Source organism: Streptococcus sp. 20925_1_24, assembly GCF_041432335.1.
Lineage (GTDB): Bacteria > Bacillota > Bacilli > Lactobacillales > Streptococcaceae > Streptococcus > Streptococcus mitis_BM.
Genome location: NZ_JAPVZM010000010.1, coordinates 35,677 through 62,046 on the forward strand (window position 1 = coordinate 35,677; position 26,370 = coordinate 62,046).

The 26,370-nt window shown below is 39.6% G+C and carries 29 protein-coding genes; all 29 read left to right on the forward strand.

Annotated elements, in window-relative coordinates; genetic code table 11:
- Positions 1-12: 12 nt before the first annotated feature.
- The 29 genes from O3650_RS06285 to O3650_RS06425 all read left to right on the forward strand — a co-directional run bounded on the left by O3650_RS06285 (position 13) and on the right by O3650_RS06425 (position 26,328).
- Complete coding sequence (locus tag O3650_RS06285; RefSeq protein ID WP_261074725.1) at positions 13-1,362, forward strand: sensor histidine kinase; 1,350 nt, start codon at positions 13-15, stop codon at positions 1,360-1,362.
- A gap of 699 nt (positions 1,363-2,061) precedes the next feature.
- Complete coding sequence (locus tag O3650_RS06290) at positions 2,062-2,181, forward strand: PncF family bacteriocin immunity protein (protein WP_004269601.1); 120 nt, start codon at positions 2,062-2,064, stop codon at positions 2,179-2,181.
- 452 nt (positions 2,182-2,633) lie between these two features.
- Positions 2,634-3,038 carry an immunity protein gene (locus O3650_RS06295; RefSeq protein WP_261074726.1) on the forward strand — a complete coding sequence of 135 codons (405 nt, stop codon included), beginning with the start codon at positions 2,634-2,636 and terminating at the stop codon, positions 3,036-3,038.
- 82 nt (positions 3,039-3,120) lie between these two features.
- Entirely contained in the window at positions 3,121-3,504 is a 384-nt protein-coding gene (locus O3650_RS06300) for an immunity protein (RefSeq protein ID WP_194250474.1), read from the forward strand.
- A gap of 65 nt (positions 3,505-3,569) precedes the next feature.
- A complete protein-coding gene (locus O3650_RS06305) occupies positions 3,570-4,259 on the forward strand; it encodes a CPBP family intramembrane glutamic endopeptidase (protein WP_153192873.1) in 690 nt (229 codons plus the stop codon).
- 41 nt (positions 4,260-4,300) lie between these two features.
- Positions 4,301-4,549: an immunity protein BlpZ gene (gene blpZ / locus O3650_RS06310; RefSeq protein ID WP_153192875.1), complete on the forward strand. Its 249-nt coding sequence runs from the start codon at positions 4,301-4,303 to the stop codon at positions 4,547-4,549.
- A 26-nt stretch (positions 4,550-4,575) separates the two neighbouring features.
- Positions 4,576-5,187, forward strand: coding sequence for a lysostaphin resistance A-like protein (locus O3650_RS06315; RefSeq protein ID WP_371491810.1), 612 nt, complete (start codon positions 4,576-4,578; stop codon positions 5,185-5,187).
- Between the two features lie 219 nt (positions 5,188-5,406).
- Positions 5,407-6,018: a CPBP family intramembrane glutamic endopeptidase gene (locus O3650_RS06320; RefSeq protein WP_203175824.1), complete on the forward strand. Its 612-nt coding sequence runs from the start codon at positions 5,407-5,409 to the stop codon at positions 6,016-6,018.
- 160 nt (positions 6,019-6,178) lie between these two features.
- Entirely contained in the window at positions 6,179-6,973 is a 795-nt protein-coding gene (ccrZ, locus tag O3650_RS06325; RefSeq protein WP_000362999.1) for a cell cycle regulator CcrZ, read from the forward strand.
- Complete coding sequence (gene trmB, locus O3650_RS06330; RefSeq protein WP_203175825.1) at positions 6,970-7,605, forward strand: tRNA (guanosine(46)-N7)-methyltransferase TrmB; 636 nt, start codon at positions 6,970-6,972, stop codon at positions 7,603-7,605. The genes ccrZ and trmB overlap by 4 nt, the downstream gene beginning before the upstream one ends.
- Positions 7,606-7,731: 126 nt before the next feature.
- On the forward strand, positions 7,732-8,211 hold the full coding sequence (rimP, locus tag O3650_RS06335; protein ID WP_049515952.1) for a ribosome maturation factor RimP: 480 nt from the start codon (positions 7,732-7,734) through the stop codon (positions 8,209-8,211).
- Between the two features lie 43 nt (positions 8,212-8,254).
- Positions 8,255-9,391 carry a transcription termination factor NusA gene (gene nusA / locus O3650_RS06340; protein ID WP_049531427.1) on the forward strand — a complete coding sequence of 379 codons (1,137 nt, stop codon included), beginning with the start codon at positions 8,255-8,257 and terminating at the stop codon, positions 9,389-9,391.
- Between the two features lie 21 nt (positions 9,392-9,412).
- Positions 9,413-9,706, forward strand: a complete 294-nt coding sequence (gene rnpM, locus O3650_RS06345; RefSeq protein WP_049531428.1) for an RNase P modulator RnpM — start codon at positions 9,413-9,415, stop codon at positions 9,704-9,706.
- Entirely contained in the window at positions 9,699-9,998 is a 300-nt protein-coding gene (locus tag O3650_RS06350) for a YlxQ-related RNA-binding protein (RefSeq protein WP_049531429.1), read from the forward strand. Before rnpM ends, O3650_RS06350 begins: the two co-directional genes overlap by 8 nt.
- Before the next feature lie 16 nt (positions 9,999-10,014).
- Entirely contained in the window at positions 10,015-12,816 is a 2,802-nt protein-coding gene (gene infB / locus O3650_RS06355; protein ID WP_203175827.1) for a translation initiation factor IF-2, read from the forward strand.
- A gap of 251 nt (positions 12,817-13,067) precedes the next feature.
- Positions 13,068-13,418, forward strand: a complete 351-nt coding sequence (gene rbfA / locus O3650_RS06360) for a 30S ribosome-binding factor RbfA (RefSeq protein ID WP_001273601.1) — start codon at positions 13,068-13,070, stop codon at positions 13,416-13,418.
- Positions 13,419-13,566: 148 nt separating this feature from the next.
- Positions 13,567-14,346, forward strand: coding sequence for a hypothetical protein (locus O3650_RS06365; RefSeq protein ID WP_203175836.1), 780 nt, complete (start codon positions 13,567-13,569; stop codon positions 14,344-14,346).
- Between the two features lies 1 nt (position 14,347).
- Positions 14,348-14,530, forward strand: coding sequence for a hypothetical protein (locus O3650_RS06370; protein ID WP_203175838.1), 183 nt, complete (start codon positions 14,348-14,350; stop codon positions 14,528-14,530).
- 265 nt (positions 14,531-14,795) lie between these two features.
- On the forward strand, positions 14,796-15,029 hold the full coding sequence (locus O3650_RS06375; protein ID WP_000368739.1) for a DUF1858 domain-containing protein: 234 nt from the start codon (positions 14,796-14,798) through the stop codon (positions 15,027-15,029).
- Positions 15,029-16,336, forward strand: coding sequence for a DUF438 domain-containing protein (locus O3650_RS06380; protein ID WP_203175840.1), 1,308 nt, complete (start codon positions 15,029-15,031; stop codon positions 16,334-16,336). The genes O3650_RS06375 and O3650_RS06380 overlap by 1 nt, the downstream gene beginning before the upstream one ends.
- 9 nt (positions 16,337-16,345) lie before the next feature.
- Positions 16,346-16,600, forward strand: coding sequence for a DUF1912 family protein (locus O3650_RS06385; RefSeq protein ID WP_049540673.1), 255 nt, complete (start codon positions 16,346-16,348; stop codon positions 16,598-16,600).
- A 95-nt stretch (positions 16,601-16,695) separates the two neighbouring features.
- Positions 16,696-17,091: a helix-hairpin-helix domain-containing protein gene (locus O3650_RS06390; RefSeq protein WP_000038635.1), complete on the forward strand. Its 396-nt coding sequence runs from the start codon at positions 16,696-16,698 to the stop codon at positions 17,089-17,091.
- Positions 17,092-17,374: 283 nt separating this feature from the next.
- Positions 17,375-17,953 (forward strand): flavin reductase family protein, encoded by a 579-nt coding sequence (locus tag O3650_RS06395; RefSeq protein WP_203175843.1) that lies wholly within the window; start codon positions 17,375-17,377, stop codon positions 17,951-17,953.
- Positions 17,940-18,500 carry a GNAT family N-acetyltransferase gene (locus O3650_RS06400; RefSeq protein ID WP_203175845.1) on the forward strand — a complete coding sequence of 187 codons (561 nt, stop codon included), beginning with the start codon at positions 17,940-17,942 and terminating at the stop codon, positions 18,498-18,500. The genes O3650_RS06395 and O3650_RS06400 overlap by 14 nt, the downstream gene beginning before the upstream one ends.
- Positions 18,500-19,078, forward strand: coding sequence for an AAA family ATPase (locus tag O3650_RS06405; RefSeq protein ID WP_031227762.1), 579 nt, complete (start codon positions 18,500-18,502; stop codon positions 19,076-19,078). The genes O3650_RS06400 and O3650_RS06405 overlap by 1 nt, the downstream gene beginning before the upstream one ends.
- Positions 19,071-21,722, forward strand: coding sequence for a valine--tRNA ligase (locus tag O3650_RS06410; RefSeq protein WP_371491811.1), 2,652 nt, complete (start codon positions 19,071-19,073; stop codon positions 21,720-21,722). Before O3650_RS06405 ends, O3650_RS06410 begins: the two co-directional genes overlap by 8 nt.
- Before the next feature lie 71 nt (positions 21,723-21,793).
- Complete coding sequence (locus O3650_RS06415) at positions 21,794-22,570, forward strand: hypothetical protein (RefSeq protein WP_053794866.1); 777 nt, start codon at positions 21,794-21,796, stop codon at positions 22,568-22,570.
- The gene (locus tag O3650_RS06420; RefSeq protein WP_153192898.1) at positions 22,563-25,061 is read left to right on the forward strand and encodes a DEAD/DEAH box helicase; all 2,499 of its coding nucleotides are present in this window, start codon (positions 22,563-22,565) and stop codon (positions 25,059-25,061) included. Before O3650_RS06415 ends, O3650_RS06420 begins: the two co-directional genes overlap by 8 nt.
- Before the next feature lie 46 nt (positions 25,062-25,107).
- Positions 25,108-26,328, forward strand: coding sequence for a DNA cytosine methyltransferase (locus O3650_RS06425; RefSeq protein ID WP_371491812.1), 1,221 nt, complete (start codon positions 25,108-25,110; stop codon positions 26,326-26,328).
- Positions 26,329-26,370 lie beyond the last annotated feature (42 nt).

The following is a 26,370-nucleotide window of genomic DNA, read 5'->3' on the forward strand; positions in this document are numbered from 1 at the left end:
TGAGGTGCTGGAATGGAATTAGTTTGGAAGATAGTATATGTGTTTTTGATATCTGGATTGGAATTGTTTATATTTTTTAAGGTGGATGGAATTGTTCTAACTCTGGAGAGAGTTTTTAAGTCCTTTCTTTTTAAGCTACTTTTAGCAGTTGTTTTTGTAACGATTAGCTATATAGTAGGAAATACTTACCTATCTTATTTTATGGAACCCTTGTACGGCATTGGTTTATCTTTCTTATTGTTAAGAGGGCTTCCTAAAAAACTACTCTTCTTTTATGGTCTCTTTCCAATGATGTTGGTGAATCTTTTTTTCAGGGTAGTCTCCTATTTTGTGCTTCCATTTTTGGGGCAAGAGCATGTGTATGATGACCGCTCTTTTATTTGGTTATGTATAAAAATTTTCATTTGCTTTATTTCTCTAGCCTTTTTGAAATGGTTAGACTATGATTTTACTAGTTTGAGGAGGGAGATTCTCGATAAAGGTTTTCAACAGTCTCTGACTAAGATTAACTGGATAATGGGGGCTTACTATCTAGTGATGCAAAGTCTGTCTTATTTTGAAAATGTACAAGGTATTCAATCAACGACTGTTCGCCATCTGATTCTAGTGTTTTACCTACTCTTTTTTATGGGGGTTATCAAGAAGCTGGATACCTATTTGAAGTACAAACTCCATGAGAGACTGGACCAAGAGCAGGCCTTGCGCTACAGAGATATGGAACGCTATAGTCGGCATATAGAGGAACTTTACAAGGAAGTACGGAGTTTTCGCCATGACTACACCAACCTCTTGACCAGTTTACGTCTGGGCATTGAAGAGGAGGATATGGAGCAGATAAAAGAGGTCTACGATTCGGTCTTAAAGGATTCTAGTGAAAAATTGCAGGACAATAAATATGACCTTGGTCGATTGGTGAATATTCGTGATAAAGCCCTCAAAAGTCTACTAGCAGGGAAATTTCTAAAAGCTAGAGATAAGAACATTGTCTTTAATGTCGAAGTTCCTGAGGAGATTCAGGTAGAGGGGATGAGCCTGCTTGATTTTCTGACTATTGTGTCTATCCTTTGTGACAATGCTATTGAAGCCAGTGCAGAGGCCAGTCAACCTCATGTTTCAATTGCTTTTTTAAAAAATGGAGCACAGGAGACCTTTATCATTGAAAATTCCATTAAAGAAGAGGGTATAGACATTTCTGAGATTTTCTCCTTTGGAGCCAGTTCTAAAGGGGAGGAGAGAGGAGTTGGTCTCTATACCGTCATGAAAATTGTGGAAAGCCATCCTAATACCAGTCTAAATACCACCTGTCAAAATCAAATCTTTCGTCAGGTTTTAACGATTCACTCGATATCAGTTGATGATTAGAAGATTTGTGGAAAGAAGTACTGCCTAAAGTCATCAATTAAAATACTATAGTATGCGAGGTATCATAAATGAATAAGAAATCCTATTTTATCATCTGTTCTACGTTGATCATAGCATCGAATCTTCTCATGATTTCCGTGGTGAACAAGGGAGAAGAAACGGGGAGCAATCTGTTTGTGATTGCTATAGCCTGTGTTATGTTACCATCATTCTTATATGCGGTTGAGAACAGACTTACTTCAATGGTAAGAGTAGAATCAATACTCCTGATTCAGTTGACAGTTATATCCCTACTCCGTCTTATAAACAGAATAGGGAGTACGCCTGAAATCCTCAACATTATCATTACCCTTATCGCTTTGGCAAGTGGGACAGCTGCTATTCTTGTTGCAATCATGAGAATATATGAGAACAGACGGAAGTAAGGCTGAATAGCTTTCGATGTATTTTCACATTGTTAAATTTCCCTAGGGCAAGTATGTTTTTTATGCTTGCTTTTTTTATTTTTAACAATTCAAGATGTTTTGATGACCATTTATGATTTGGATGGAAAATTTAAAAAAATAGTAGTATACTAACCTTATTAAGGTTGTAATAAGACGAAAGTAAAAAGAGGTATTCCTCGTGAATGCAAAAACAATGTTACAATTGGCTATTATGGTTGCTTAAAGGCTTGAGCTTGTGTACTTGGAGGTAATTATGGATTTCAAAAGTTTTCTTATTGTTTTTGTTGTTGGTATGTTTGTTTCTTTTATTACTTCTTTAATTAGGGAAAAATTTTTAAAATCTCCAAAGAAGAATAAAGATAGATCTAATTAGATAAAGAGATTTTTTATCGCTAGTTTAATCTACAGGGGAGTTTCTTTAATATTGTTTCGCCTGTCAAAATGATATGTGATAGCAGAATAAAAAATCTACAAATTAAGTTGGTATCAATATGGTGTAAAGGGCAAGTATGTTTTTCATGCTTGCTTTTTAAATTTTTTACAATTCAAGATGTTTTGATGACCATTTATGATTTGAGTGTTCCAAGGATAAAATGAGTGCTATACTAGCAGTGTAAAGGTTGTAGCTAAACTAAGATAAAGCATACATTTAGGAGGAAATTTTATGAAGAAAAAAATACTGATTATTTTCGTTCTATATCTGATCATGTCTACCCTTCTTTATCCGCTTAGGGAGAGTATTTGGTATCATCTATTTTATACCATAGCCTATATGATTGCGGTTGTGATCTATTTTGCTTTAACTAAAAAGAAAGGAGCAAAGAAATGAAAGCTTTTCTTGCTAAAAAACGGAACATCTTCCTTACGAGATTGTTCCTAGGTCAGTTGCCCTTGCTTGTCTCTACTTATCTATTTCTATCTCGTCAGTTTTTAAATTTTTCATTGGTTTTCCAATTTCTTTTAGTGGTTATTAACTTGGCCTCTATTTTGGTTACTGTTTACCTCACTAGGGAGATGAGGATAAGAGAGTTTGAAGATGATGATTTGGTTAGTCCTAGAACCAATCAACTTATGTATATCGGTTTGACAGGCTTTATGTCTATCATTTGTTTGTATAGAGGTATCACAGCTGGAGAATTCTATCAACAATTAATTGCCTACATTGGTGCTATTCTCTGCTTGCTTATCATGCTTCTGCTCATTTGGGGCTTGAAGTATTATAAAAAGTAGCTTCCTTTCCTCTTTTATCAGGGTATTTGAGTAGAAAGCTCTATTAAAAAGTTCGTGAAATAAATGAATGGAGGTATTTAATATGAAATACAGATTATTTCTTGTTATTTTCGTGAGTAGTATGTTGAATATTCTTTTAGGGACATTTTTACAAATCTCTATCGTATCTATTGGGTGGATTGTTCTCTACAGTGGATTATTTGAAGCAGGCATTTTCCTTCTTGCTAATAAAGGGGTGGCGGTAAAAATCAAGGAAGTAGACATTCGAAACCGCTTTAAATTTATTTTTGGAAAAACCTTATGGTTTCAAATTCTTTTGCTCATCTTTTTGATGGTCAAACTTTATCTTGGTTTGGATGCGAGGTTGATTTTATTCTATGGACATATTTTCATTGTCTTTAATGCCTTAATGTATCTATTATCTAGTAGTCAGGTTAGCCTTAAAAAGAACAAGCTGTCTTCTTAATCTTGCAGTAATAGAGCCTGACAGGAGGGGGCCATCCTGTCTTGTAGATAGTGGGGAGGATTTCTATGAAAAGACACTCTATTCTTTTCAAAACGAGTGCCATTCTTTCTTATTTGTTTCTGTTTTTCGGACTGTCTTGGACAACCCAATTTTGGAGCGATTATTGGGAGTTCTCGTCTTGGGTAGGAAATATTATCTGGATTCGAAACATCATCAGTCTTCTCTTTATCGGCTTGATGGTTTGGATTTTGGTTAGGTCGGGCCATGCTTATCTCTTTCGCATCCCTAGGAAAAAGTGGTTGAGCTATTCTGTTCTGACGGTGTTAGCCGCTGTTGTACTTATCTGCTTTAACTATCTGACAGCTAAACACGTCCAGGGAACTAATGAAGGGTGGAATTTGTTTATTGCCTATAGTGAGACAAATTTTGCGGAGTTTGGTGTTTACCTAACCTTAATCGTACTAGGGCCTCTGATGGAAGAATTGGTATGTAGAGGACTGCTTCAACATGCCTTCTTTAAGGATTCGAGATGGGGGCTGGATCTTCTCTTTCCGTCATTCTTATTTGCCTTGCCCCACTTTTCTAGCTTGCCAAGTCTCGCAGATATTTTTGTCTATACGGCAGTGGGCTGTCTATTTGCCTGTCTAACACGTTATACGAAGAGTATCTATCCTTCTTATTCGATTCATATTGTTAATAATATCATTGCAAACTTACCATTTTTGCTCACTTTTCTAAATAGAGTCTTGGGGTAAAAAAACAAAAGGCTTGCTTTTCAGCCATAGAGGAGGTCATCATGTATAAACACTTATTTTTCCTAGATTCAAAAACCTTAGATTGGTTGACGCCCTATATTCTAGTCTTGGCTTCTGACACTATTGCCTTTAATGTTTTTGTGCTAACCTTTGTATCTGTTGTGGCCTTTTATTTCCTAAATCCCATGCTATCTTTAATGGCTATCTTCTTAGGAGCTGGCTATGTGGTCGGATTTTGGTTACTCAAATGGTTTGTTTTGGAAAGGCTAGAGTTAAAGGATGAGTTGTAGGGGAGTTTGTTGAGGAGGATAGTTTTATGGCCATTTTCAATAAATGTCATACCTTGTTTTTGGGATTTTTAGTCTTTGCAATCGTTGGTGCAGCGGGTTATTCCATTAATCAAGGAGATTATTTTCAACACCAGTACACATTCATTATTATAAAGAGTCTCTTGCTTTTCCTTAGTTTTGGCTATGCGAAATGGTTTGACATGATTTCTTTTGGGATGTTAAGCAAGAAACAACTCATGCTGTTCATTGGAATCTTTCTTCTCACTGTGCTGGTAAATATAGGTTATCATGCCTTTTTCTCAGTTGCTTCTGGTGCTTCGGCTCAACACCTTGAGGAAACGAGTAAGGGACTTTCGTTTTCCTTTATTGTCAGTGTCACAATTTTGGGACCAATTCAGGAGGAACTCATGTTCAGAGGACTTCTTCAAGGTGCATTTTTTGACAATTCTTGGTTAGGACTTGTGTTGACTTCCTCTCTCTTTTCTTTCATGCATGTTCCTTATGATGTCCCTTCGTTTTTCTATTATCTACTTGGAGGCTTGTTGCTGGGCTTTGCTTATAAAAAGAGCCAGAATTTGTGGGTTTCTACTCTAGTCCATATGTTTTACAACAGTTTACCACTTTTAACTTATATTTAATGAAAATCAAAGAGCAAACTAGGAAACTAGCCGCAGGTTGCTCAAAACAGTGTTTTGAGGTTGTGGATAGAACTGACGAAGTCGGTAACCATATCTACGGCAAGGCGACGTTGGCGTGGTTTGAAGAGGTTTTCGAAGAGTATAAAATGGTTTGTTTTGGAAAGACTAGAGTTAAAGGATGACTTGTAGGGAAGTTTGTTTGTTGAGGAGGATAGTTTTATGGAGTTTTTTGATAAATTTCATGCCTTATGCTTTGGATTTTTAGTACTAATAATCGTTATTACAGTTCCTTATACGATTAACCATGGGGATTTTTTTCAAAATGAATCTGAATTGATTATTGTAAGTCTTCTAGTAACCTCGCTGAGTGTTGTTTATGCTAGAAAGTTTGAAATGATTTCTTTTGGGATGTTAAGCAGGAAACAACTTTTGCTTTTCACTGCAATCTTTCTTCTAAGTGTACTTGAGACGCTGGTTTATATTCATTTCTTCGCTGTTTCTTCTGGCTCAGGGGTTCAACACTTGGCGGAACTCAGCAGAGGAATTTCTCTGTCTTTGATTTTGACTACCTCAGTTTTTGGACCAATCCAGGAGGAACTCATTTTCAGAGGACTTCTTCAAGGTGCGGTTTTTGACAATTCTTGGTTAGGGCTTGTGCTAACTTCCTCTCTCTTTTCTTTCATGCATGGACCTTCTAATGTCCTTTCGTTTATTTTTTATATACTTGGGGGCTTGTTGCTGGGCTTTGCTTATAAAAAGAGCCAAAACTTATGGGTTTCTACTCTAGTCCACATGTTTTACAACAGTTTGCCACTCTTATATTATTTATAAAAATTATGAAAAGGTAAGCAGAAGAAAGAGCTTGCCTTTTCTTTCTACAATGATACCCAAGTCAATCCAGAGGCTTTTCTTTGAGAATCGGGTGTGGAGCGGTTGACGAATAGGCCAAAAACTAGTAGAATAGTAAGGAAACTTTATACGGAGGAAAGAAATGGATTTGGGTGATAATGAGCTAACACTGACTCCCATACCTGGGAAAAGTGGCAAGGCTTATATGGGTAGCTATCCTGATGGGAAGCGTATCTTTGTAAAAATGAACACCTCTCCAATCCTACCTGGTCTAGCTAGAGAACAAATTGCTCCACAATTATTATGGAGTCGCCGTTTGGCAGATGGGCGTGATATGTGTGCTCAAGAATGGTTGACAGGCAAGATATTGACCCCCTATGATATGAATCGTAAACAAATCGTCAATATTTTAACCCGTCTTCATCGCTCACGTCCTTTGATGACACAGTTGAGTCGTTTGGGCTATGCCATGGAAACACCTGTAGATTTACTCCAGTCTTGGCAAGAAACGGCTCCAGATGCTTTGCGTAAAAATCATTTTATCAGTGAAGTGATGGCTGATTTACGTCAGACTATTCCAGGATTTAGAGAGGACCATGCGACCATTGTCCATGGAGATGTACGACATAGTAATTGGATTGAGACAGATAGTGGCTTGATTTATTTGGTAGATTGGGATTCGGTTCGCTTGACCGATCGCATGTTTGATGTGGCCCATATGCTCTGCCATTATATTCCAGAACATCAGTGGAAGGAATGGTTGACCTACTACGGTTACAAGTACAATCAAACGGTATTAAATAAATTGTATTGGTACGGTCAATTGTCTTATTTGAGCCAGATTTCCAAGTATTATATGAACCAAGATTTAGAAAATGTCAATCGGGAGATCCATGGCTTGCGTCACTTCCGAGACAAGTATGGAAAGAGAAGATGAGAGTTAGAAATCGTAAAGGGGCGACAGAATTACTAGAGGCAAATCCCCAGTATGTGGTCCTCAATCCCTTGGAAGCAAAGGGAAAATGGCGGGACTTGTTTGGAAATGATAATCCTATTCATGTGGAAGTAGGAAGTGGAAAGGGTGCCTTTGTTTCAGGTATGGCTAAACAAAACCCTAACATCAACTATATCGGGATTGATATTCAAAAGTCTGTTTTGAGCTATGCTTTGGACAAGGTGCTTGAAGTTGGAGTGCCTAACATCAAGCTTTTGTGGGTAGATGGTTCTGACTTGACTGACTACTTTGAAGACGGTGAGATTGATCGTTTGTATCTGAACTTTTCAGATCCTTGGCCTAAAAAACGCCATGAAAAGCGTCGTTTGACCTACAAGACCTTCTTGGATACCTTCAAGCGTATCTTGCCTGAAAATGGAGAAATTCATTTCAAGACAGATAACTGTGGCTTGTTTGAGTACAGCCTAGTGAGCTTTTCTCAGTATGGCATGAAACTCAATGGTGTCTGGCTAGACTTACATGCCAGTGATTTTGAAGGCAATGTCATGACAGAATACGAGCAAAAATTCTCCAACAAGGGGCAAGTTATCTACCGAGTTGAGGCAGAATTTTAAGAAATAGCCTGAAATCAGGCTATATAAGTGCTTTTGCTTTACATAAGTTGGCAAACGTGCTATACTAAGAGTAAGAATATGAGAAAGTGAGGCGGGGAAATATCTTCGCCTCTTGCTTATGAGGAGGTGGACGCAATCGCAACAATTGTAGAATTAGTCAGAGAAGTTGTAGAACCTGTCATAGAAGCACCTTTCGAACTTGTGGATATCGAGTATGGAAAGATTGGCAGTGACATGATTCTCAGTATTTTTGTAGATAAACCTGAAGGAATTACCTTGAACGACACGGCAGACTTGACAGAAATTATCAGTCCTGTCCTAGACACCATCAAGCCAGATCCCTTCCCAGAACAATATTTCCTAGAAATCACCAGTCCAGGCTTGGAACGTCCTTTGAAAACCAAGGATGCTGTCGCTGGAGCGGTTGGGAAATACATCCATGTCGGGCTCTACCAAGCCATCGATAAGCAAAAGGTCTTTGAAGGAACCTTGGTGGCCTTCGAAGAGGACGAGTTGACCATGGAATATATGGACAAGACACGTAAGAAAACTGTCCAAATTCCATACAGTTTAGTATCAAAAGCACGTTTAGCAGTAAAATTATAGAAAAAGAAAGGATAGCTTTTGAGGATTCAAAAGTGAAGAAAACATGAGTAAAGAAATGCTAGAGGCCTTCCGCATTTTGGAAGAAGACAAGGGAATCAAAAAAGAAGATATCATCGACGCAGTAGTAGAGTCGCTTCGTTCCGCTTATCGCAGACGCTATGGTCAATCTGATAGCGTGGCTATTGACTTCAACGAAAAAACAGGTGACTTTACAGTTTATACTGTCCGTGAAGTGGTTGATGAAGTATTTGATAGCCGTTTGGAAATCAGCTTGAAAGATGCTCTTGCCATTAATTCAGCCTATGAACTTGGAGACAAAATCAAGTTTGAAGAAGCACCTGCTGAGTTTGGTCGTGTAGCAGCCCAATCTGCTAAACAAACCATTATGGAAAAAATGCGCAAGCAAACACGTGCCATTACTTACAATACTTACAAAGAACATGAGCAAGAAATCATGTCTGGTACAGTAGAACGCTTTGACAACCGCTTCATTTATGTCAACCTTGGCAGCATTGAAGCCCAATTGTCAAAACAAGACCAAATCCCTGGAGAAGTTTTTGCTTCTCATGATCGTATCGAAGTTTATGTCTACAAGGTTGAAGACAACCCTCGCGGTGTCAACGTCTTTGTTAGCCGTAGCCATCCAGAAATGATCAAACGCTTGATGGAGCAAGAAATTCCAGAAGTTTATGATGGAACTGTTGAAATCATGAGCGTGGCTCGTGAAGCTGGTGACCGTACTAAGGTTGCCGTTCGCAGTCATAATCCAAACGTGGACGCTATTGGTACAATCGTTGGACGTGGTGGAGCGAATATCAAGAAGATTACTAGCAAATTCCACCCAGCTCGCTACGATGCCAAGAGCGACCGTATGGTGCCAATCGAAGAAAACATCGACGTTATCGAATGGGTAGCTGATCCAGCTGAATTTATCTACAACGCTATCGCTCCTGCTGAAGTTGACCAAGTTATCTTTGATGAAAACGACAGCAAACGTGCCTTGGTGGTTGTTCCTGATAACAAGCTTTCTCTTGCTATCGGTCGTCGTGGGCAAAACGTTCGCTTGGCAGCTCACTTGACTGGTTACCGTATTGATATCAAGTCTGCTAGTGAATTTGAAGCCATGGAAGAAGCTGCTTCAGTAGAGTTGGAAGCAGAAAACGATACTGTAGAAGAATAAAAGCTGCTAGAGGAGGGAAAGATGAAAACAAGAAAAATCCCTTTGCGCAAGTCTGTTGTGTCCAATGAAGTGATTGATAAGCGTGATTTGCTCCGTATTGTCAAGAACAAGGAAGGACAAGTCTTTATCGATCCAACAGGCAAGGCCAATGGCCGCGGCGCTTATATCAAGCTAGACAATAAAGAAGCCCTAGAGGCGAAAAAGAAGAAGGTCTTTAACCGTAGCTTTAGCATGGAAGTGGATGAAAGCTTTTATGACGAGTTGGTCGCTTATGTGGATCACAAAGTGAAAAGAAGAGAGTTAGGACTTGAATAAGCAAAAGTTAAGCAATCTCTTGGGACTTGCTCAGAGAGCAGGGCGGATTATATCGGGTGAAGAATTGGTGGTCAAGGCCATTCAAGACGGCAAGGCCAAGTTGGTCTTTCTAGCCCATGATGCTGGCCCCAATCTGACCAAGAAGATTCAAGATAAAAGTCATTATTATCAAGTAGAAATTGTAACCGTGTTTTCAACACTGGAATTAAGCATAGCAGTCGGAAAATCGAGAAAGGTTTTGGCTGTAACAGATGCTGGATTTACAAAGAAAATGAGGTCTCTTATGGAATAGAAGAGGAGGACATGATTTGTCTAAGAAAAGATTGTACGAAATCGCAAAAGAACTTGGAAAAGAAAGTAAAGAAGTTGTAGCGCGTGCAAAAGAGTTGGGCTTGGATGTGAAAAGCCACTCATCAAGTGTGGAAGAAGCTGTCGCTGCAAAAATCGCTGCCAGCTTTAAGACTGTAGCTGCTCCGAAAGAAGAAGCAAAACCTGCAGCACCAAAAGCAAGTGCAGAAAAGAAAGCCGAAAAATCTGGGCCAGCTAAACCAGCTGTGGCTAAGGAAGAGGCAAAACCGGCTGAGCCAGTCGCTCCTAAAACAGAAAAAGTAGCAGCTAAACCGCAAAGCCGTAATTTTAAGGCTGAGCGTGAAGCTCGTGCTAAAGAGCAGGCAGAACGACGCAAGCAAAATAAGGGCAATAACCGTGACCAGCAACAAAACGGGAACCGTCAGAAAAACGACGGCCGTAATGGTGGAAAACAAGGTCAAGGAAACCGCGACAATCGCCGTTTTAATGACCAAGCTAAGAAACAGCAAGGTCAGCAAAATCGTGGAAACGAGCGCCGTCAACAAGAGGACAAACGTCCAAATCAAGCGGCTCCACGTATTGACTTTAAAGCCCGTGCAGCAGCCTTAAAAGCAGAACAAAATGCAGAATATGCCCGTTCAAGTGAGGAACGTTTCAAACAGACTCAGGCTGCCAAAGAAGCCTTGGCCCAAGCTAACAAACGCAAGGAGCCAGAGGAAATCTTTGAAGAAGTGGCTAAGTTAGCTGAACAAGCGCAACAAGAACAACAAGTTCAAGCAGTGGTTGAAGTCGTCCCTGAGAAAAAAGAAGCTGCAGTGGATACACGTCGTAAAAAACAAGCTCGACCAGACAAAAATCGTGACGATTATGATCACGAAGAAGATGGTCCTAGAAAACAACAAAAGAATCGAAGTAGTCAAAATCAAGTGAGAAATCAAAAGAATAGTAACTGGAATAACAACAAAAAGAACAAAAAAGGCAATAACAAGAACAACCGTAATCAGACTCCAAAACCTGTTACGGAGCGCAAATTCCATGAATTGCCAACAGAATTTGAATATACAGATGGTATGACCGTTGCGGAAATCGCAAAACGTATCAAACGTGAACCAGCTGAAATCGTTAAGAAACTCTTTATGATGGGTGTCATGGCCACACAAAACCAATCCTTGGATGGGGAAACAATTGAACTCCTCATGGTGGATTATGGTATCGAAGCCAAACAAAAAGTTGAAGTGGATAATGCCGACATCGAACGTTTCTTTGTCGAAGATGGTTATCTCAATGAAGATGAATTGGTTGAGCGTCCACCAGTTGTAACCATCATGGGACACGTTGACCATGGTAAAACAACTCTTTTGGATACCCTTCGTAACTCTCGCGTTGCGACAGGTGAAGCAGGTGGTATCACTCAGCATATCGGTGCCTACCAAATCGTGGAAAATGGCAAGAAGATTACCTTCCTTGATACACCGGGACACGCGGCCTTTACATCTATGCGTGCGCGTGGTGCTTCTGTTACCGATATTACTATCTTGGTCGTAGCGGCAGATGACGGGGTTATGCCTCAGACTATCGAAGCCATTAACCACTCAAAAGCGGCCAACGTTCCAATCATCGTTGCCATCAACAAGATTGATAAACCGGGTGCCAACCCAGAACGCGTTATCGGTGAATTGGCAGAGCATGGTGTTATGTCAACTGCTTGGGGTGGAGATTCTGAATTTGTTGAAATCTCAGCTAAATTCAACCAAAACATCGAAGAATTGTTGGAAACAGTCCTTCTTGTGGCTGAAATCCAAGAACTCAAAGCAGACCCAACAGTTCGTGCGATCGGTACGGTTATCGAAGCTCGCTTGGATAAAGGAAAAGGTGCGGTCGCAACCCTTCTTGTTCAACAAGGTACATTGAATGTCCAAGACCCAATCGTTGTCGGAAATACCTTCGGTCGTGTCCGTGCCATGACCAATGACCTTGGTCGTCGTGTTAAAGTGGCTGGACCATCAACACCAGTTTCTATCACAGGTTTGAACGAAGCGCCAATGGCGGGTGACCACTTTGCTGTCTACGAAGATGAAAAATCTGCGCGTGCAGCAGGTGAAGAGCGTGCCAAACGTGCCCTTATGAAACAACGTCAAGCTACTCAACGTGTCAGCCTTGAAAACCTCTTTGATACCCTTAAAGCTGGTGAACTCAAATCAGTTAACGTTATCATCAAGGCCGATGTACAAGGTTCTGTTGAAGCCCTTTCTGCCTCACTTCAAAAGATTGATGTGGAAGGTGTCAAAGTGACCATCGTCCACTCAGCGGTTGGTGCCATCAACGAATCAGACGTGACCCTTGCGGAAGCTTCAAATGCCTTTATCGTTGGTTTCAACGTACGCCCTACACCACAAGCTCGTCAACAAGCAGAAGCTGACGATGTGGAAATCCGTCTCCACAGCATTATCTATAAGGTCATCGAAGAGATGGAAGAAGCCATGAAGGGGATGCTTGATCCAGAATTTGAAGAAAAAGTTATCGGTGAAGCAGTTATCCGTGAAACCTTCAAGGTGTCTAAAGTGGGAACTATCGGTGGATTCATGGTTATCAACGGTAAGGTTACCCGTGACTCTAAAGTTCGTGTTATCCGTGACGGTGTTGTTATCTATGACGGTGAACTCGCAAGCTTGAAACACTACAAAGACGACGTGAAAGAAGTTACAAACGGTCGTGAAGGTGGATTGATGATTGATGGCTACAATGATATCAAGATGGATGATGTGATTGAGGCGTATGTCATGGAAGAAATTAAGAGATAAGATTTTTTGCTCCTTTCTTAGGTGGTGAGGGACGCAAGCAAACCGATGGTTTCATTGCTTATTTTTGAGCCTAGGGTCTCAAAAATCCCCTGTGATGGGACTGATAAATCAGTTCCATCACTTTCACCACGGCGAAAGAAGCAGATGATTTCAAATTGAACTTCGTTCCAATTTGAAATGAAAATCAATAAGTTTAAAAATAGCTAGGTCTGCTGGCCTAGCTTTTGGTTCAAAGTAGAGAAAGGAATATCATGGCAAATCATTTCCGTACGGATCGTGTGGGCATGGAAATCAAGCGTGAAGTCAATGAGATTTTGCAAAAGAAAGTCCGTGATCCGCGTGTCCAAGGTGTGACCATCACAGATGTTCAGATGCTGGGTGACTTGTCTGTTGCCAAGGTTTACTACACCATTTTGAGTAACCTTGCTTCAGATAATCAAAAAGCTCAAATCGGGCTTGAAAAAGCAACTGGTACCATCAAACGTGAACTTGGTCGCAATTTGAAATTGTACAAAATCCCAGATTTGACCTTCGTCAAAGACGAGTCCATCGAGTATGGAAACAAGATTGACGAGATGCTACGCAATCTGGATAAGAACTAAGAAGGAGGGGTAACCCTCTTTTTTGGTGGAGAAATGGCTATAAAACATACTGGGAAATCTTTCTAGACTTAAAAATTATTAAAAAGCTTTATAAAATTTAGATAGTGTGATATTATGAAATAAAGATACAAGAGAAAGAGGTATTTATATGGCTGAACAAGACTTAGCTATGCAAGTATTGCAACAAGTGGTGAAACTACCTGTTGTTAAGGTTGATCGTTCGAAATTTTTAGTGGATAAGTTTTCCAAAGAATTGGATCCACAGGACATTCCTACTTTATTAGAACAAGGCCCAACGTCTCTCTTATCTCAAGAAATCTTAGATCGAGTGGCTAATGCCTGCATTAGGGATAATGTTTTATTGGCGAGTGGAACCTCTGTTTTGGCAGGATTACCTGGAGGGATTGCTATGGCAATTACCATTCCAGCTGATGTGGCTCAATTTTATGGTTTCTCTCTGAAATTGGCTCAAGAATTAGGTTATATTTATGGATATGAGGATCTTTGGGCTTCACGCGATGAGTTGAGTGAAGATGCTCAAAATACCCTCTTGCTTTATCTAGGTGTAATGTTGGGGGTAAATGGAACCGCTGCCTTGCTACGTGCTGGTGGTATAACAATTGCCAAACAGGTAATGAAAACAGTACCTAATAAAGCGTTAACAAAGACGCTTTGGTACCCTATTTTGAAAAAAGTCTTAAAAATATTTGGTGTGAATCTGACCAAGGGAGGGCTGGCCAAAGGAATGGGGAAATTCATTCCTATCTTGGGTGGTATCATTTCAGGTGGTTTAACCTTTGCAACTATGAAACCAATGGGGGAAAGCTTGCAGAAAGAATTATCCAAGCTAGTCAACTATAGTGAAGTTCAATATCAAGAAGATGTTGAAACAATCCGAAAAGAGGCTGAAATCATCGAAGGAGAGTAATGTGGGACTCATAAAAACTCTAGCTAAAACTTATGGTAATTACTTTTTGACCGTGCAAGGTGTAAAAGTGATGAAAACGATAAAGAAAGATGACCATGTCGTTGTCGGTCTGGGAAAACTCTTTATTGCAGACAAGTTAATGGATACGGCTCGGTGGCTCATCAAGCCAGAGGAGAGAGAATGAAATTTTTCTGGGGACTTCTTGCCATTATTTTTATTAAACCGATTATTGGGATTTTGAAATTCTTTTGGATGATCATCTCTTTTGCAGTCCAATTGCTGTTTTACAAGCTATTATTTAAGATATTGGATTGGCTCTTTAAACTTATTTAGATGGTTATCCAAGTCGCAGAGAACTAGCAGGAACTCTACTGCTAGTTTTTTAATCTCTTTCCTTGTGGTATAATAAAAGCAGTAAAATCATTTTAGAACATTCAATGGAGGTCGTCATGGACAATATCATCGATGTGTCAATTCCCGTTGCAGAAGTGGTGGACAAGCATCCAGAAGTCTTGGAAATTCTAGTTGAGCTGGGATTTAAACCCCTTGCCAATCCCTTGATGCGCAATACAGTTGGTCGTAAAGTATCGCTCAAACAGGGTTCTAAGCTGGAAGGAACCCCTATGGACAAGATTGTCCGCACGCTGGAAGCAAACGGCTACGAAGTGATTGGGTTAGACTAATGGCAGATGAACGGATTCATGTCCTGCGGGATATTTTGTTAGAATTGCATAATGGCGCCTCTCCTGAGTCGGTTCAGGAGCGCTTTGATGCGACCTTTACAGGTGTTTCAGCCATCGAGATTTCCCTTATGGAGCACGAGCTGATGAACTCAGACTCAGGTGTCACCTTTGAAGATGTTATGGAACTTTGTGATGTCCATGCCAATCTGTTTAAAAATGCTGTTAAGGGTGTCGAAGTTGCAGATACCGAGCACCCAGGTCACCCAGTTCGCGTTTTCAAGGATGAAAATCTGGCCCTCCGTGCTGCCTTGATTCGCATTCGGAGATTGGTAGGTACCTATGAGTCTATGGAAGATGAAGAAATGCTGGCGGAGATGCGCAAGGGCTTGGTCCGTCAAATGGGGCTGTTGGGGCAATTTGATATCCACTACCAGCGCAAGGAAGAGCTCTTCTTCCCCATCATGGAGCGCTATGGTCACGATTCACCTCCCAAAGTTATGTGGGGAGTGGACGATCAGATCAGGGAACTATTTCAAACAGCTTTAGCGACGGCCAAGTCACTACCTGAAGTGCCGATTTCCACTGTAAAAGAAGATTTTGAAGCCTTTACGACAGAGTTTGAAAGTATGATTTTCAAGGAAGAGTCCATCCTCCTTATGATTCTCCTTGAGTCCTTTACTCAGGATGACTGGCTTCAGATTGCAGAGGAGAGCGATGCCTATGGTTATGCCATCATCCGTCCGTCTGAGAAATGGGTGCCAGAAAGACAGAGTTTCGTCGAGGAAAAGAGCGCAGAGGGGCAAGTTCAGCAAGTTATCGATACGCCAGAAGGACAGTTTACCATTACCTTTACCCCTAAGGAAAAGGAAGCAGTGCTGGACCGTCATAGTCAACAGGCTTTTGGGAATGGCTATCTTTCAGTCGAGCAGGCTAATCTCATCCTCAATCACCTCCCCATGGAGATTACCTTTGTCAATAAAGACGATATTTTCCAGTATTACAATGACAATGCGCCAGCTGATGAGATGATTTTCAAACGGACACCGTCCCAAGTCGGGCGTAATGTTGAACTTTGCCATCCGCCTAAGTACTTGGACAAGGTCAAGACTATCATGAAGGGACTTCGTGAGGGGACCAAGAATAAGTATGAAATGTGGTTTAAGTCCGAGTCGCGAGGTAAGTTTGTCCACATCACCTACGCAGCAGTGCACGATGAAGATGGAGAATTCCAAGGTGTGCTGGAATACGTTCAGGATATCCAGCCCTACCGTGAGATTGATAGGGACTATTTCCGTGGATTAGAATAAGGAGAAAAAATGAGTTACGAACAAGAATTTATGAAGGAATTTGAAGCCTGGGTCAATACCCAGATTATGATCAACGACATGGCACATAAGGAAAGCCAAAAAGTCTACGAAGAAGACCAAGACGAGCGTGCCAAAGATGCTATGATTCGCTACGAAAGTCGCTTGGATGCTTATCAGTTCTTACTTGGTAAGTTTGAAAACTTCAAATCAGGCAAGGGATTTCATGATTTGCCAGAAGGCTTATTCGGTGAGCGAAATTATTAAACGAGAAAGATTCTTGATTTTTTACTAAAATCTTGATAGAATATTTATATTAAATCCTTGTCAGAGCAGGGGTTTTTTATTGAAAGGATTTTATCATGTCAAAGAAACTCAATCGTAAAAAACAATTACGAAATAGCCTCCGTCGCGCAGGTGCCTTTTCAAGTACTGTGACTAAGGTTGTAGAAGAGACAAAAAAAGTCGTAAAACGTGCAGAACAGTCAGCAAGCCAAGCTGGTAAGGCTGTTTCTAAAAAGGTTGAACAAGCAGTAGAAGCTACTAAAGAACAAGCTCAAAAAGTAGCCAATTCTGTAGAAGATTTTGCAGCAAACTTGGGTGGACTTCCACTTGATCGTGCCAAAACTTTCTATGATGAAGGAATCAAGTCTGCTTCAGATTTCAAAAACTGGACTGAAAAAGAACTCCTTGCCTTGAAAGGAATCGGCCCAGCTACAATCAAGAAATTGAAGGAAAATGGCATCAAGTTCAAGTAATTTTTCTTGTTCCTTGCATTTCCGAAAAAATCTTGCTACAATAGAGCCATTAGAGGTGTTTTGAATCCCGCATTTTACAGAAAGTGGCGGTGCTGAGAAGTCCACAAATGTGTCAAAACTAGTTGCTAATGGATGAAAAATTGAAATAAAAGTGTCTTTTTGTTTTAAAGACGAGAGTTGCGGGCAACTGCCCGAAATTGGGTGGTACCGCGGATAAATACATTCGTCCCTGTCATGTAGATGGCAGGGCTTTTCTTTTGCGTCTTAGTTAAAGGAGGTTGTTATGAAGCAATCTTTTAAAACAAGTAAACTCTACTATGGCTTTCCTATCTTCATTTTGGGATATCAGGATCAGAATTTTGGACACAATATTACGACCTGTAGCTCCTCTTATAGCTTGGGAGATTGGCTAGTCATTGGTGTCGGAGCTGAGGAAAATGCGGCTGAGCAAATCAAGCATTACCAGAAGTTTACTGTGAATATTCCTGATGAAAATCTCATGCTCGAGATGGAGCAGGCTGGTTTTATCAGTCATCGAGAGAAATTGAAACACCTGGGGCTAGACTACGAGATTTCTGAACGGACTCAGGCACCGATTTTAGGGGTTTGTCCAGTCGTGTTAGAATGTCAAGTTGATAGAATTATCGAGGAAGATGGAATCTGTCATATCTTTGCCAAGATTATCGAGCGACTTGCTGATCCAGATCTCTTGGATGAGAAAGGGCATTTTAAAAATGACCGTTTTTCACCGACTTACTTTATGGGGGACGGTCACCAGCGCGTTTATCGCTATTTAGATAACCGTGTTGACCCTATGGGGAGCTTCATAAAGAAAGCGAGGAAGAAGGATGTCAAGAGCTGAATTACCAGAACAATTAGAAACCGAACGACTCGTCCTACGAGTTCGTACAGTGGCAGATGCTGAGGATATCCATACCTACGCTAGTCTCCCAGAGGTCGCCTATCCAGCAGGCTTTCCTCCAGTCAAGACCTTGGAAGATGAGGTTTATTATCTGGAGCATATCCTTCCCGAACGCAATCAAAAGGAAAATCTCCCAGCTGGCTACGGAATTGTCGTCAAAGGAACCGATAAAGTCATCGGCTCTGTTGATTTCAACCATCGGCACGAAGACGATGTACTGGAGATTGGCTACACCTTGCACCCAGACTATTGGGGACGAGGTTATGTACCAGAAGCAGCGTTTGCCTTGATTGACTTAGGCTTTAAAGATTTGGGTCTTCACAAGATTGAACTGACTTGTTTTGGTTATAATATCCAAAGTCAACGAGTCGCGGAAAAGCTTGGCTTTACCCTCGAAGCTCGTATCCGAGACCGTAAAGATGTTCAAGGAAATCGCTGTGACAGCCTGACATATGGCTTGCTGAGGAGTGAGTGGGAGGTGATTTGATGCATCTTTTCATCATTGGGGCTCCGGCTTCTGGGAAAATGACGATTGGTCAAGAGTTATCTCGACTGACAGATGCTACCCTCTTTTATAACCATCAAGCCATCGATTTTGCATTAGAAATCTATCAGGACTTTACAGAGGAAATGTGGGAATTTGTTCGTGGAATGACCTTTTCTTTCCTTGGAGCAAGTGCAAGAAATCAGCGATCAGTAATTTTAACTGACGTAATTGATTTTTCAAATCAGTACCAGCTGATGTATTTAAAGCAAATTCAGGATTTATTGGATAACTTTCATCAAGAGATTCTGTTTGTTGAGTTGGAAACAAGTCTTGAAGAGCGTTTACGTCGAAATCGAACGGAGAATCGATTAAAGCACAAACTCTTAAAACGACATATTGAGGTATCTGAAAGAGAAATTTTAGAGACCGCTGAAACACTTCGATTAAATTCTCAACATCAACCGAATGAGTTGCACCATTACTTTAAAATAAATAATACGAGTTTGACTGCAAAAGAAGCTGCTAAGCAAATTCAAAATAAAATGAACAAAATAGAGAAAGGACAAACACATGTCTAAAGAACTTTCACCTAAATACAATCCAGCCGAGGTTGAGGCTGGTCGTTACCAAAAATGGCTTGATGCGGATGTTTTCAAGCCTTCAAGCGACCAAAAGGCTAAGCCTTATTCAATCGTCATTCCGCCACCAAACGTAACTGGGAAACTTCACCTTGGTCACGCTTGGGATACAACTTTGCAAGATATCATCATCCGTCAAAAACGTATGCAAGGTTTTGACACCCTTTGGCTTCCAGGTATGGACCACGCTGGTATTGCGACTCAGGCTAAGGTTGAGGAGCGCTTACGTGGTGAGGGCATTACTCGTTACGACCTCGGTCGTGAATCTTTCTTGACGAAAGTTTGGGAATGGAAAGACGAATATGCCACTACCATCAAGGAACAATGGGGCAAGATGGGGCTCTCTGTAGACTACTCTCGCGAGCGTTTCACTCTTGATGAAGGTTTGTCAAAAACCGTTCGCAAGGTCTTTGTAGACCTTTACAAGAAAGGCTGGATCTACCGTGGTGAGTTTATCATCAACTGGGACCCAGCAGCTCGTACAGCCCTTTCTGATATCGAGGTGATCCACAAGGACGTTGAAGGTGCCTTCTACCACATGAACTACATGCTAGAAGATGGCTCACGCGCCCTTGAAGTTGCGACTACTCGTCCTGAGACCATGTTTGGGGACGTTGCGGTAGCGGTCAATCCAGAAGACCCACGCTACAAGGACTTGATTGGTAAAAATGTCATCCTTCCAATCGCTAATAAATTGATTCCAATCGTTGGGGACGAGCACGCTGATCCTGAGTTCGGTACTGGTGTCGTGAAAATCACACCTGCCCACGATCCAAACGACTTCTTGGTTGGTCAACGTCATAACTTGCCACAAGTCAACGTCATGAACGACGACGGAACTATGAATGATTTGGCCTTCGAATTTGCAGGTATGGATCGTTTTGAAGCTCGTAAGGCAGTTGTTGCCAAGTTGGAAGAAATCGGTGCCCTCGTTAAAATCGAAAAACTTGTTCACAGTGTTGGCCACTCAGAACGTACAGGTGTCGTGGTTGAGCCACGCTTGTCTACTCAATGGTTCGTCAAGATGGACCAATTGGCCAAAAATGCTATTGCTAACCAAGACACAGATGACAAGGTCGAATTCTACCCTCCACGTTTCAACGATACCTTCCTTCAATGGATGGAAAATGTTCACGACTGGGTAATCTCTCGTCAGCTCTGGTGGGGTCACCAAATCCCTGCTTGGTACAATGCTGAGGGTGAAATATATGTCGGCGAAGAAGCTCCAGAAGGTGACGGTTGGACTCAGGACGAAGATGTCTTGGATACGTGGTTCAGTTCGGCTCTTTGGCCATTCTCTACCATGGGCTGGCCGGATGTCGACTCAGAAGACTTCAAACGTTATTATCCAACATCAACTTTGGTGACTGGTTATGATATTATCCCGTTCTGGGTATCTCGAATGATTTTCCAAGGTTTGGAATTTACTGGCAAGTCGCCATTTAAAAATGCCTTGATTCATGGTCTCATTCGTGATGAGCAAGGACGCAAGATGTCGAAATCTCTCGGTAACGGGATTGATCCAATGGATGTTATTGATAAGTACGGAACAGATAGCCTTCGTTGGTTCCTTTCAAACGGTTCTGCACCAGGGCAAGACGTGCGTTTCTCTTATGAGAAAATGGATGCTTCATGGAACTTTATTAACAAAATCTGGAACATCTCTCGTTATATCCTCATGAATAATGAAGGTTTGACCCTTGAGCAAGCAACTGCCAATGTCGAAAAAGTGGTCAACAAGGAAGCTGGAAATGTCACAGACCGCTGGATTCTCCACAACCTCAATGAAACTATCGGTAAAGTTACTGAAAACTTTGACAAGTTTGAGTTTGGTGTGGCTGGACACATCCTCTACAACTTCATCTGGGATGAATTTGCGGACTGGTACGTTGAATTGACTAAGGAAGTCCTTTATAGCGACAACGAAGAAGAGAAAGTCATCACACGTTCTGTTCTCCTTTACACTCTGGACAAGATCCTTCGTCTCCTTCACCCAATCATGCCATTCGTGACAGAGGAAATCTTTGGACAAATCTCAGAAGGTTCTATCGTGACAGCAGAATACCCAACTGTTAACCCAGCCTTTGAGGACCTTGCGGCCCACACAGGTGTCGAAAGCCTCAAAGACTTGATTCGTGCTATTCGTAATGCGCGTGCGGAAGTGAACGTAGCACCAAGCAAACCAATCACCATCCTTGTTAAGACTAGCGATAGTGACTTGGAAGCCTTCTTTAACAGCAATGTCAACTATATCAAACGCTTCACAAATCCAGAACACTTGGAAATCGCCTCAACCATCCCTGCGCCTGAACTGGCTATGTCAAGCGTCATCACAGGAGCAGAAATCTACTTGCCTCTCGCAGACCTCCTCAATGTCGAAGAAGAACTCGCTCGTCTCGACAAGGAACTGGCTAAATGGCAAAAAGAACTGGATATGGTCGGCAAGAAACTCTCTAACGAACGCTTCGTAGCCAACGCCAAACCAGAAGTCGTCCAAAAAGAACGCGACAAACAAGCCGACTATCAAGCTAAGTACGACGCGACCGTAGCGCGTATTGATGAGATGAAGAAGTTGGTTAAATAAACATAGAAACACGGTGATGAGCCGTGTTTTTTGGTATAATGGAAAATAAAGTGTTAAAGTAGGTTATTAAATTGTCTATATCAGATATTGAGTTTGAACGTAGTGAGAAGCATTACCGTTACTTAAGACTAGCTATTGAACAGTTATCTGAAACGGATAAAACTTTTATTAAAGAGAATTTGTTAACGATTATTTCGGGTCGTGAAAGTTCATTATCTTTGAAGGAAGAAGCAAGAGAATTGCTAAATTATCTTGGAAGAATTGACATTAACAAAAGAAATGGAGCAATAGCGGAATTAGTTGTCATATGTTTATTGAGAACAAAAGGTTTTTCTCAAGAATATTGTTTTAGAAATTTAGAGGAAAATTCTGCTAAAAAAGGGTTTGACGGTCTTGTACTTGAGGGTGAAAAATTCTGGTTGTTAGAGAGTAAATCTAGTCAGATAGGACATAATAATAGTCATAGAAATACAGTATATAGAGCATACAAAGGATTGGAGAAACAATTATCTGGTGAAAATGAAAAAATCAATAATCCGTGGCGGAATGCATATAATCATACAAAAATCGCTCAATCACCGAATAGTTTAGTTAAAAGAGTTGCGGAATTATCAACGAATTATACTAACGGAGATTATTTTAAAATTGAGGATAATAACGTTATTATAGGATCGACGATTATACCAGATAAGAGAGGGAATCATCATATTAATGAAATTAATTTTGAAGTTTCCACCTTAAATAATTTTATAAAAAATCATAAATCAAAAGATGAGATAATTATCGCAATTAATTTACAAACTATTGAAATTTTTTTGGAATACTTAGAGGAAATCATTGATGAGTAGCGATGGGAAAAGTACATTGACAACACTCTCTAAAAGAGAAGAGATTGTAAATATTATCTTAGAATTATTGTTTATAAAAGAAAAATTAACTAATCGAGACGCAGAATATTTATTCGCAATATCATTGTTATTTATTGAAGAATTTGAAAAAAATAGATCCAGAAGTTATTATATAGAATTTGCGTATTCAATTATTGTTAGAACATGTTTTAAAATCAATGACTACAGAGCTCTATATGATTTTTCAGTTAATTTTGGTTATTATCCAATTGCACGAAAACTTTTAAGAAGTGGTTTGGTAGATGAAGGAATATTGAATTATTTTCTTTCGGATTTAAAACTTGCTCAATTCTCAAACGGTGATAAAATAAACACGCTTGAACAGGACAAAGTATCTAAGGAAATCATTGCTTCAGAAAATAAAAAATTTGCTTTTGTTGCTCCAACATCATATGGAAAAAGCGAAATAATTTATCAACATATTTTAGAAAACAATGAGTTGGACAATATTGGAATTATAGTACCTACTAAAGCGTTGATTGACCAAGTATTCCGAGAAGCAAAAAAGTTAGGAGAATTAAATAGAAAAATTATAACTCATGAACAGAATTATAATGATTCGGATCGACGAGTACTTGCGATTGTTACACAGGAGAGAGCGTTGCGATTAATTGAACAACACTTAATATTCGATTCTCTCTATATCGACGAAGCGCATGAACTGTTTAACTTTGATTTCGGTTTGAAACATGCAAATAGAAGCCTGTTGTTAGCAAGATTGCTTAAACTCAACAAGAAACTAAATCCCGAACTAAATATATACTATTTTTCACCTCTAATTCAAAATGTTAATAATTTATTGTTAAAAAATGAAGAAGGGCATGTAGAGCAATATAAAATTAACAATAATTTAAAGGTTTTAGATATAAGATATGTTAGTAATGCCAATGAACAGTTTGTCTTCGAGCAATATTTGGGTTCCTTTTTTAAATTATCTAATACGGAAAATAATTTAAAATATATTGTTAACTGTAGTAAAAATTATAAAAAAAATTTACATTATTTATACAGGCCTATTTATATAGAACATTATGCTGAGGAATTATGTGACCAATTACCTGAGTATGATGAATTACCACAATCACTCGCTAATTTAATTGAAGAATTGAAGGATATAGTTCATCCTAAATTTAAGCTAATTGAATTTCTATCAAAAGGAATTCTATATCTACATGGTAGACTACCAAATAATATAAGGAATTATCTTCTGAAATGTTTTAGAGATGATGCTTCAATTAAACATTTAATTGCCAATTCAGTTATTCTCGCTGGTATGAATATGCCTATTGACTCTTTATTCTTTATTTCAGGTTTTTCGGCTACTAATGAACTAATAAACTTAGTTGGTAGAGTCAATAGATTGAATGAGATTTTTTCAAATAATGGTGAACTAAACAAGATCTTAGTTCCTGTACACTTTGTGGAACTTGATAGCTATCCTCAAAATAGAAATGGTCAGTTAAAGAAAACAGTTGAATCTTTACGAAGTAATATTAAGGATTCTGTAAAAAATCCACTATTAGAGAATTCTGTAGTAAATAAATCTAATTTAGATAATTCCGAGAAAATTTTAGCTTTAGAAAGTAATATAGTTAATGATTTTGATAATCCTAGTTTTATTTCTCGTCTCACGAGATCTGGAGCTCAGCAACTATTAAACTATACGGAGTTAGGTTTAATAAAATTAGAGAAAATTATACAAGAGACAGAGATTATCCATAATGCTGATAATGTCTACAAAGAAATTTTGCTTAAAGTTAAGGAAGTCTTTTTTGATAATTTTGTTAATGAAGGTGCCGATAGAGCTATAGACTATAGGTATTTTTATCCGAATAACAACGTCAAACGTTTGCGGTTTGAACCTACAATTAATTATTATTCAGTTTTTATTCCAAGTTCCTACTCCTCTCTAAAGGATAGAGTAAATAATTTAGTATCATATTGGGAAGATATTTTAAGTTCTTCTTCGGATCATAATAAAAATTTCATGCAATATGTTGGTAGTCAATTTGGAGAAAAGGCATATCAGTCGGATGATTATAATGATTCCAGGGCAAAAGTCTATATAGATTTAAATGACTATAAAACTAGAGAATATGATATGTATAACATCGCCATTATTAAACTCCAAACCGATGATGAATTTGTAGATTTTGAAATTGGTTTATTAGTAAATTCATTAAGAGAATTTAATATTATCTCAGATGATTTGTATAATTTGTTTATGTTTGGAACAAATGATATAAAAGAGTTACAAATTTCGCAACTAGGATTAAGTAAAAATCTATATAATACACTAAAAAAGGATAACCAAATTCAAAACATAGAGTTTGATGATTTTCATAATCCAAGAGCAAATCATCATTTAAGAGAGTACATACTTTCTAAGCAAGGAATTGAAAAATTTGAATTAGAACAATATTTTTTATAAACTATATAGAGCTATATATCTTTTATTTTAGAAAGCAGGTTACTACATGACAAATTCTGTAAGTTCGAACCGCTCTGAGAAGTACAACATCGCAGCCTTCTTCTCAGGTGTTGGGGGAATTGAGTTGGGATTTAAACAAACCAACGAGTTCAGAGTGGTGTATGCCAATGAATTTGATAAGTATGCGCGTCAGACTTATCAGTTAAACCATCCAGACACCTATTTGGATGGTCGTGATATTCACGCTGTTCAGCCAGAGGATATTCCAGCTGAGCGCGTGGATGTGATTATGGGAGGTTTCCCCTGTCAGGCCTTTAGTATTGCGGGTTATCGCAAGGGATTTGATGACGATCGTGGCGATCTTTTCTTTGAGTTGCTTCGCATGATTGAAGGACGTAAACCTTGTGCCATTTTCATCGAAAACGTCAAGAACATGGTCGGTCATGACCATGGCAATACCTTCAAGGTTATTCGTGAAGCCTTGACAGAGAACAACTACTTTATCAAGTGGAAGGTTCTCAACGGGAAAGACTACGGAAATATCCCTCAAAACCGTGAGCGGATCTACATCGTTGGTTTTGATACCAAGGAAGCTTATGACTTATTTGAATTCCCAGAGGAAATCAAGCTCACGACTTCTCTTCAAGACGTCATTAACTTTGGTGATCAGCTAGACGAGGTCTACTACTACCGTGACGGTAAGCAGAATTTTTACGATCAGTTAAAATTTGAAGTGACCAGTCAAGATACGGTTTACCAGTGGCGCCGTCAATATGTCCGTGAAAATAAAAATGGTGTTGTCCCTACTTTGACAGCCAATATGGGAACAGGTGGACATAACGTTCCATTAATTTTGACAGACAGTGGTGAGATTCGTAAGCTGACACCGAAAGAAACTTTTAATGTTCAAGGTTATCCTAAATCTTTTAAAATCCCAGAAGGTGTTTCTAACGGTCAGTTGTACAAGCAAGCTGGAAATAGTGTAGTTGTCCCCGTGATTAAACGCATCGCGGAAAATGTTGCCAAGGCCTTGAATGACAGCCAAGGGCAATCTCAACTTAACCGCTCAGGAAAATTCGCTATTATCTACACCAAGATGAATGGACAATTTGAAGGGCAATCCTATGTCAAGGACTTTGTAGATAGCTATGACCAAGCTCTTGAAAAAATCAAATCTTATGACGATGGTCTAGCCCTTCTGTCTGGTGAAGATTATTTAAAATTGGTTAAAAAACGAGGAAATCTTGAATTTTACAGTATTAATTAACGAATATATAAAGAGGGTTAGTGAAAAACTAATCTTCTTTTG